Annotated in this window: 7 protein-coding genes and 1 tRNA gene; 4 read left to right on the forward strand and 4 right to left on the reverse strand. The window is 45.4% G+C overall.

Annotated features, from left to right (window positions below; translation table 11 throughout):
* Positions 1 to 76 precede the first annotated feature (76 nt).
* Both DXA36_RS26610 and DXA36_RS26615 read left to right on the forward strand, forming a co-directional pair.
* On the forward strand, positions 77 to 937 hold the full coding sequence (locus tag DXA36_RS26610; protein WP_118682298.1) for a helix-turn-helix transcriptional regulator: 861 nt from the start codon (positions 77 to 79) through the stop codon (positions 935 to 937).
* The gene (locus DXA36_RS26615; protein WP_118682299.1) at positions 924 to 2,960 is read left to right on the forward strand and encodes a HelD family protein; all 2,037 of its coding nucleotides are present in this window, start codon (positions 924 to 926) and stop codon (positions 2,958 to 2,960) included. Before DXA36_RS26610 ends, DXA36_RS26615 begins: the two co-directional genes overlap by 14 nt.
* Positions 2,961 to 3,039: 79 nt before the next feature.
* Here DXA36_RS26615 and DXA36_RS26620 read toward each other — a convergent pair whose 3' ends face one another.
* Both DXA36_RS26620 and DXA36_RS26625 read right to left on the reverse strand, forming a co-directional pair.
* Entirely contained in the window at positions 3,040 to 3,678 is a 639-nt protein-coding gene (locus DXA36_RS26620; RefSeq protein WP_118682300.1) for a DUF3298 and DUF4163 domain-containing protein, read from the reverse strand.
* A gap of 89 nt (positions 3,679 to 3,767) precedes the next feature.
* The gene (locus tag DXA36_RS26625; protein WP_182479266.1) at positions 3,768 to 4,523 is read right to left on the reverse strand and encodes an SAM-dependent methyltransferase; all 756 of its coding nucleotides are present in this window, start codon (positions 4,521 to 4,523) and stop codon (positions 3,768 to 3,770) included.
* 615 nt (positions 4,524 to 5,138) lie between these two features.
* On the opposite strand from DXA36_RS26625, the gene DXA36_RS26630 reads away from it, so the two are divergent.
* The gene (locus DXA36_RS26630; protein WP_118682302.1) at positions 5,139 to 5,465 is read left to right on the forward strand and encodes an effector binding domain-containing protein; all 327 of its coding nucleotides are present in this window, start codon (positions 5,139 to 5,141) and stop codon (positions 5,463 to 5,465) included.
* Complete coding sequence (locus DXA36_RS26635; protein WP_118682303.1) at positions 5,462 to 6,004, forward strand: hypothetical protein; 543 nt, start codon at positions 5,462 to 5,464, stop codon at positions 6,002 to 6,004. The genes DXA36_RS26630 and DXA36_RS26635 overlap by 4 nt, the downstream gene beginning before the upstream one ends.
* A gap of 405 nt (positions 6,005 to 6,409) precedes the next feature.
* On the opposite strand, the gene DXA36_RS26640 is transcribed toward DXA36_RS26635, so the two are convergent.
* Both DXA36_RS26640 and DXA36_RS26645 read right to left on the reverse strand, forming a co-directional pair.
* Positions 6,410 to 6,480, reverse strand: a tRNA-Gly gene (locus tag DXA36_RS26640).
* A gap of 232 nt (positions 6,481 to 6,712) precedes the next feature.
* The gene (locus DXA36_RS26645) at positions 6,713 to 7,528 is read right to left on the reverse strand and encodes an HAD family hydrolase (protein WP_182479267.1); all 816 of its coding nucleotides are present in this window, start codon (positions 7,526 to 7,528) and stop codon (positions 6,713 to 6,715) included.
* Positions 7,529 to 7,693 lie beyond the last annotated feature (165 nt).

Genomic DNA, 7,693 nt, shown 5'->3' on the forward strand with positions numbered 1-7,693 from the left:
CAGGAAAACCGCAAGAATGATGAAAAGACAGTTCATGGGATTGGGTATAATAAGGGTTCGAAGGGAGGAAATGCATATGCCAAGCAACAGCATAGGAAATATTGCGGCGGTAATTGATTATGTGGAAGCACATCTTACCGAAAAGCTGGATCTGGACAGAATAGCGGAAGCAGTCCATTATTCCAAATACCACCTGCATCGTATGTTTGCCGATACCATAGGGCTGACCGTCCACGATTATATCCAGCGCCGGAGACTGACGGAGGCGGCAAAGCTGCTTGTCTTTTCCGACAAGCCTATTCTGGAGATCGCGCTCACGGCAGGCTATGAAAGCCAGCAGGCCTTTACCTCAGGCTTTACGGCAATGTATAAGATATCGCCTGGCAGATACCGGGAAAAGGAACGGTTTTATCCGCTTCAGCTGCGGTTTTCTTTAGAAGGGAGTTTTAAAATGCTGGAACAAACACAGAAACAGCAATGGGATATTACCTTTGCCGTACCGGAGGATATTCCCTGCTGGATGGAGCTGGTGCGGCTGGTCATCGATGGGTTTCCCTGCCTGGAGGAAGAAGAATATATCCGGGTGCTCAGGGAGAAGATCCGTACCAAACAGGCTCTTATCTTAAAGGACGGGACTATGGCTGTGGGGATTCTGCTTTTTTCCAGTGAAAACGGTAGCATTGATTTTATGGGCTGCCACCCCTTATACCGGAAAATGGGAATACCCAAAGCATTTCTGGAAAAGGTAATGGGAGAGCTTCTCAGGGGAAAGGATATCAGTATTACCACTTATCGGGAGGGCGACAGGGCGGATACCGGACACCGAAGGGCAGTCAAGGGACTGGGATTTGCGGAAGCGGAGCTGCTGGTGGAATTCGGTTATCCCACACAACGGTTTGTCCTGCACAGAGAGGAGGGCGGCGATGGAAGCCAATAACATCCCCTTCCCGGATGAAATCAGCCATCTGGAACGCGTCAGTGCCATTCTGGAGGAAGCGCTGCAGAAATCGGAGGAGTCCGTCGGACGGCTGGAACAGGAGTATCGGGAGGCAAAACGGTATATGGCGGATAACCGGGGAGAAATCGATCCGCATGAAATGTTCCAAAATGAACTGCTGCTGAAACAGACAGACAGAAACGGCGCTTTCGCCGCAGAGGGAAAGGAAAGGCTGGCCCGCCTGAAGGAATCCCCATACTTTGCCCGGGTTGATTTCCGGGAAGAAGGCAGCAGCAGGGAAGAAATCTTTTATATCGGACGCTATGCATTCCGGCATGAAATGAAGCCGTTGATTTTTGACTGGAGGGCTCCTGTCGCCGGCCTGTTCTATGATTACGAAAACGGTCCGGCAGCCTTTGAAGCGCCGGCCGGCCTTATATCCGGCGAACTTACCCGGAAAAGACAGTTCAAAATAACGGCGGGGGTTATGGAGTACGCGTTGGAAAGCTCCGGCAATGTCCGGGATGAGGTACTGTTAAAGGAACTGAGCCACGCTTCGGACGAAAAAATGAAATCCATCATTTCTACTATCCAGAAAGAACAGAACCGGATAATCCGTAACGAAAAAGCGGAAACACTCATTATCCAGGGGGTGGCAGGATCCGGAAAAACATCTATCGCACTGCATCGGATTGCCTACCTTCTCTACCGGTTCCAGAACCGACTAGGCTCCCGGAACGTAACCATTCTTTCTCCTAACAAAGTCTTTGGCGATTACATATCCAACGTCATACCGGAACTTGGCGAAGAACCGGTATCCGGAACAAGTCTGCCGGAAATTGCCCGGGAACAGCTGGAAAAGGTTATCGTTTTTCTGCCGGAAAGGGATCCCCTTAAGGAAACGGAACCAGACCTGGCGGAGCGGATCCGCTTCAAATCCACCATGAAATACCTCCGGCTGTTGGAAGAGTATAAAAAACAGCTGCCTTTCGCGGTTTTTTCCCCTGAAGATTACCGCTGCGGCTCCTTACTCGCATCAAAAGAATGGATACACCTCCGGTTCCATGCTTATAAAGGACAGCCAGTCAGACGCCGACTGGAGCTGGCTGCGGAAGATATCCGGGAAAAATTCCTGACAGAGAACATAAGAGAGGAAACAATTCCGCGTGTAAAGCAGATTCAAAAAGGTCTGGAAGCCATGCTTGCCATAAAGGATCCCCTGAGCCTTTATAAGGATTTTTACCGTAAAATGGGGATTCCCAATCTCTTTGACATGCCGGCACCTAAAACCCTGGAATGGGAGGATGTCTATCCGTTCCTGTACCTCTACAGCGCTTTGGAGGGCTTTCGGGAGAACGGGATTACCAGGCATCTGGTTATCGATGAAATGCAGGACTATACACCGGTACAGTTTGCGGTGCTGAACGAGATGTTCCGCTGTCCCAAAACCATTCTGGGGGATTTTGGGCAATTCATCAATCCCAATCATCTTCATACGCTGAAGGATATCCGGACGATTTATAAAGACGCGGAGTTTGTAATGCTGAATAAAAGCTACCGTTCCACCTGGGAAATCATCCGGTTTGCCAAACGCATCTGCCCGAATGACTTTCTGGAGCCTGTGGAAAGACATGGAGAGGAGCCGGGAGTGGTTTTTTGTACGGATAAAGAGGAGGAAAAGAAATTGCTTACGGAGGCTGTACGCCGGTTTGAAGCCGGCCCCAATCGTTCATTGGGAATTATTATGAAAACCAATGAGGATACGGAAACTATGGAGGCACTTCTTGCAGGTGTCTGTAAACTGCACCGGATTGCACCGGACAGCACCTCGTTTACCGGAGGTGTGTCCGTGACTTCTATTCAGATGGCAAAAGGACTGGAATTTGACGAGGTAATCCTTCCCGATGTGGATCGGGAAACCTACCGGACGGAGAAGGACAGAGGACTTCTTTATATAGCCTGTACCAGGGCCATGCACAGGCTGACACTCATGTATGCGGGGGAAAGGTCACCCCTTCTATAGAGAAAGGCGGCTTTCGCCGCCAACATGGATTAGGGGGAGGAAAGGAAATATAATACAGGTACCGTCATTCGGAAGGCATTTAAAAGATATTCCATACCGGGAAGCAGAATGTGGGTATTCCGGTGGAATACGGAGCGATTTCGTATTGCTGATAATAAAGGATGCCGTTACATGGTTCGAGATAGAAATTATCCAGACATAAATTTTCGTTTGTTAAAAATGGAAACTCATCAAAATAAGTTCCGGGATTTTCCTGCAGCCTTTCTGCTATTTGCTGTTCGATGCTTTGCCGCAGCCTGCACAAGGAATCCGGGGTAAGAGGATATACGTCACCAAGCTGTATGAATATGCCGTTCCTTAAATTCCAGGTATTAGAGGTTCGTATGGTATTCCCATGGGCTCCGCCGGTGTAGGTATAAGAATCCATGTACAAGCTTACCATGCATTTTGTATTGTAGGTTATGGTGAATGCGGAAACGAATTCATAGCTGTTAAAAGGCCGCTCCTGCGTGGCTTTGGCATCTTCCAGAGCCTGTCGGTATAAAATGGTGCGGCAGTAATCCTCCCTGTCTTTTGCTTCCTTGTAATAAAAATTGTTAATATTCTGAACCGGACAGCAGGATGAGGTAAAGCATGGATAGTTAATAGTGTAAGTGAGAACCGCAATATCTTCATAGTACATGGTATGTTCCAGGGTCATTTTACAATAGGTCTGCATATTTTTTCCTGAAATAATAGTTGTTTTTATTATATGCAGGACCTTTTCATAAAGACTAAGAAAGAACCGTGATATGGCTGGTATAATCTTTAAATCCTGTAATCGTCAGCCCGGGAATGATTGCGCTTTGCTACCATTCTGTTCCAGCGCATAATCTCATTGTTATGGGTGTTATCGTCTTTTTCCATAATCTTAGCCCATTGTCGTGTAACACGCACACCGTCTCCCTGCAAATCATGACCAGCTTCAATGGAAAAAAGCTTTGTTTTTACAAAATGCCATTTCCACCATTCCAATGAATGAAAGTAGTAGAAATCAGGCCACCATTTTTCTGCAAGTTCAGGAGGGACTTGCCCCGAAAATTCTTTGTCGGGGCCCCAGGTCACAAGACCAAACTGCCCGTCCGGACGAAGTAAACGGGCCATGTAATCACTTAAATAGTTATCGGCTGTCCCATAAAACTGAAACGAATTAATACAGACAACTGCATCAAAGAAATTATCGGCATACGGCAAAGCATGAGCCTCCCCATGAAGGGGAATCACCAGATTTTCCATGCCTGCACTGCAAATACGGTCCCAGTTCTCGGATGGACTGACCCATAAATCGTTTGCAAATACGGTAACCCCGAATTCTTTGGCAAGAAAAATGGATGTGAGAGCATTTCCGCAGCCCATGTCAAGCACCCGCATACCCGGCTTTAATATCATTATCTGTGACAAAGACTCCGCCAGCCACAGACATTGGCAGCCCATTTTATTTTCGAATATCCATTCCGGATCATATTTGGCGGATAGCGGATATTTGCCGTCTATAAGCAAATTCATTTTTTCTTCATGAGTCATCCCGTTTTTTCCTTTCACTGGCTGTTTTTTCAGCGAGAATACTTGCCGGCAAAACAGTATCTGTTTTTCAGATGGTATATCTGTTTGACAGGGACGGAACCTATGTATAATAGATAAAGACATTCCGGATTAGGATATTCCCTTTGACAGAAAACAGTGTAACATATTAAACTTGACAACAGTATGTCATATAATTATCAGAAATTCTTTCCACTTGACTTTGACACCGTATCGTAGTTTATAGTAGTGATTATACAAGGAGGTACAATATGGAGAGAATGACCGTAAGCCATGTCTCCAAAACCTGGGAATCTCTGCCCGGATGCTGAAGATCCTGCTTTTGCGGAAACTACAAATACCGGTGCGGCAGATAAAGTTAATACTGGAAAATACAGATGCCCTAGCCGCTATTGAGTTTTTCGGCAGAATATCAGGGAGCCGGATGAAGAAATTACCGCTCTTTCCACTGTCAGGGATATACTCAGGCGATTACTGGAGGAATTGGGCAAAACAACGGCGATTTCGCTGGAAAGCATAATGCCGTCAGACGATATTCTGCTTGCGGATATAGAAGTGCTGGGACTTGTGGAAAACACCATTTAGCGGGAACAGACTTTGGGAAATCTGCAGAAAGCGGACGAAAACCTTTCCCGGATCAATGATGTGCGGATTAGCTGGCTCCCTCCTGCGGTAGTGGCCGCCGCCCGTCATATCGGTGTGGAACCGGAAATGCATGCCAATTTCCTGCTTGACCGTTTTGTCAGGGAAAGCAGGCTGCATATAAAGAAACCGGATTTAAGACTTTTCGGCTTTAACCATCCGAATCCGGCAGACGAAACAGGCTTTCATGACTATGAGGCCCGGGTAACTGTTCCGGAGGATTTGGAAAACCTGCAGCTTGATCGGTTAATGGCGGTTACTCAGAAGGAGAAATTTGAATGATAGAAGTTCAGATGGTGGAAAAACAATTTGATTTTCTGAAAGAGAAAGACAAGCTTTTTATCATAGATTTTACAAAAAAACTGGAAGAACTGGGTTATACATACGGCGGCGAAATCGGCAGCGGCTTCTGTTGGGGAAGGTATATGCTTATCTTCAGGAAGACGAACGTCAAATCCAAAAATGTGACAGCCCGTATTTATATGAAAGAGGATGGTATCGTGCTGCGGCTGTTTTTTAACAAGGTATCGAAGCATGCGGCCTATATCAGCGGCTTGCCTTCGTATATAAAAACTGTTTTTACAGGAGATGATGGGAACTGCAAGCATTGCAGAGGGGATAACTGTAAATTCCGTAAGGACTATGAAATAGACGGAGTGGGATATGAGAAATGTAATAGGACAACCTTCGAGTTCAGGGGGCCGAAAAGGGAAGATATTCCGGATTATAAGAGCTGTTTCAGGAGTTTTATCCTGGGTAAAAGATTTTTCTGTGCACGATACCGGAGGCGTGCTGTTGAATGGACGCCTTCAGAGGAATGATTTGTGGATAAGGATATTTCCGGATGGTGCGGTTTAAGTGTGAAGGAATTATTCCTTTTTCCGTTTTTTCCTTTTTACATATTTTACATAGCTTTCCCGGAGATCATAACATAACTCAACGATTGCAAATAAAAAGTCCAAAATATCTGCCATTGACTTCACCTCAATTATATTATATATGATGGGATTCATTAATCATAGGAAATATTTTCTTAAGATTTTGGGATGGTTTGGTATACTCATAGGGAATAAAAGGTCTGAGTTTATGAAAATACTCGTAAGAGAAAATAGAATATATGTAGAAGATTAAGTGGGGAAGATGAAGGACAACCGAAATGTCATGATTATAGGGGCTGGAACAAAAAAATAGTCTGAAGTTCTTAAAACTGAAACTTCAGACTAAAAAGCAGATAGCGGGAATCGAACCCGTCTCTCCAGCTTGGGAAGCTAGCGTTCTACCGATGAACTATATCTGCATGTGTTAAAGTATAACATAAGGTTTACTATTTGAAAAGAGGGAATTTTATATCTGAATAAAAATAAACGTTATTTGGTTTGATACGTCAGAGAAAGCCGGATAACAGGAACTTTTGTTCATGCTGGTAAAAGACTCTGTTTTACCAGCAGCCCTTAGATACGATATAAAAAGTTTATCTTCCTGTCTCTAATACTTCATCCAGCCAGAAATGCTGCTGACTGGATGGAGTACTAATGAGAGTTTGCTTTTACTCTGCGCAGTATCTGCAGCACGCCATCGTTAAGGTTCGTATCCGCTACGAATCGTGTCATGCTTTTGATTTCTTTTCGGGCATTGCCGATAGCATAACTTAGATCCGCACGCAGCAACATACTGGCGTCATTTAAGTTATCTCCAAAGGCCATGGTTTCCCCGGGAGTTATCCCGTACCGGTTCTGAAATTCGGAAAGCGCAATCCCTTTATCCGCGTTGATGGGGGTAAAATTCATCCACTGCTTTCCGGCACACACCAGCTGCAGTTCCCGATGTCCATGCCATTTCTGATACAATCCCTGATGGGCGATGCCCTCTGCATCCGTGGGATGATACATTTCCACGCTGAGTATACCGTCGTTGGCGGGCAGATCCTCAGGCATCCGCTTCAGTTTAATGATATCCAGCTCATACCCCTCTGTCAGCCATTGATAAAGCTCATCAGCCCCTTCTTTTACATAACCATCTTTCATGGCAGAAATGTAAGTAGTACAGCCCGGCAGTTCTTCTATTTCACGTACTATATCCAGAGCCAAATCCCGGCGTATGGTGCAGCAGGAGAGCAGATTCCCGCGATAAATCGTACGGGCACCATTGTCGCAGATGAACAAAATATCGTCAATTACAGGAGCAAACAGCTTTTTCAAACTGGAATAAGAACGGCCGGAAACAGCGGCAAATAAAATACCTGCCTTTTTCAGCCGGCGGATTTGCATAAAATACTCCGGATTCAGCTCATGGCCTCCGTCCGGAACCAAGGTACCGTCCACATCAGAACAAATTAATTTTATCATGCAGAATACCTCCATCAGCCTTCTTTATAGGAAATAACGGAAAATTATATCGTCCATTGTAGTCTGTGCGGGAAAATCCGTCAAGATGATATTGGAAAAAAGAAGATAGAAATATGAACCATTTATGATAATGTCCTTATATACCCCAAGCGAAAATGTCCCAAC

Source organism: Eisenbergiella sp. OF01-20 (assembly GCF_003478085.1).
In the GTDB taxonomy this organism is placed as follows: Bacteria; Bacillota; Clostridia; order Lachnospirales; family Lachnospiraceae; genus Eisenbergiella.

Excerpts from the sequence above, each read along its gene's own strand:
- DXA36_RS26610 (WP_118682298.1), top strand. The coding sequence starts at position 77 with ATGCCAAGCAACAGCATAGGAAATATTGCGGCGGTAATTGATTATGTG.
- DXA36_RS26625 (WP_182479266.1), bottom strand. The coding sequence starts at position 4,523 with ATGACTCATGAAGAAAAAATGAATTTGCTTATAGACGGCAAATATCCG.
- DXA36_RS26635 (WP_118682303.1), top strand. The coding sequence starts at position 5,462 with ATGATAGAAGTTCAGATGGTGGAAAAACAATTTGATTTTCTGAAAGAG.
- DXA36_RS26645 (WP_182479267.1), bottom strand. The coding sequence starts at position 7,528 with ATGATAAAATTAATTTGTTCTGATGTGGACGGTACCTTGGTTCCGGAC.
- DXA36_RS26620 (WP_118682300.1), bottom strand. The coding sequence starts at position 3,678 with ATGCAGACCTATTGTAAAATGACCCTGGAACATACCATGTACTATGAA.
- DXA36_RS26615 (WP_118682299.1), top strand. The coding sequence starts at position 924 with ATGGAAGCCAATAACATCCCCTTCCCGGATGAAATCAGCCATCTGGAA.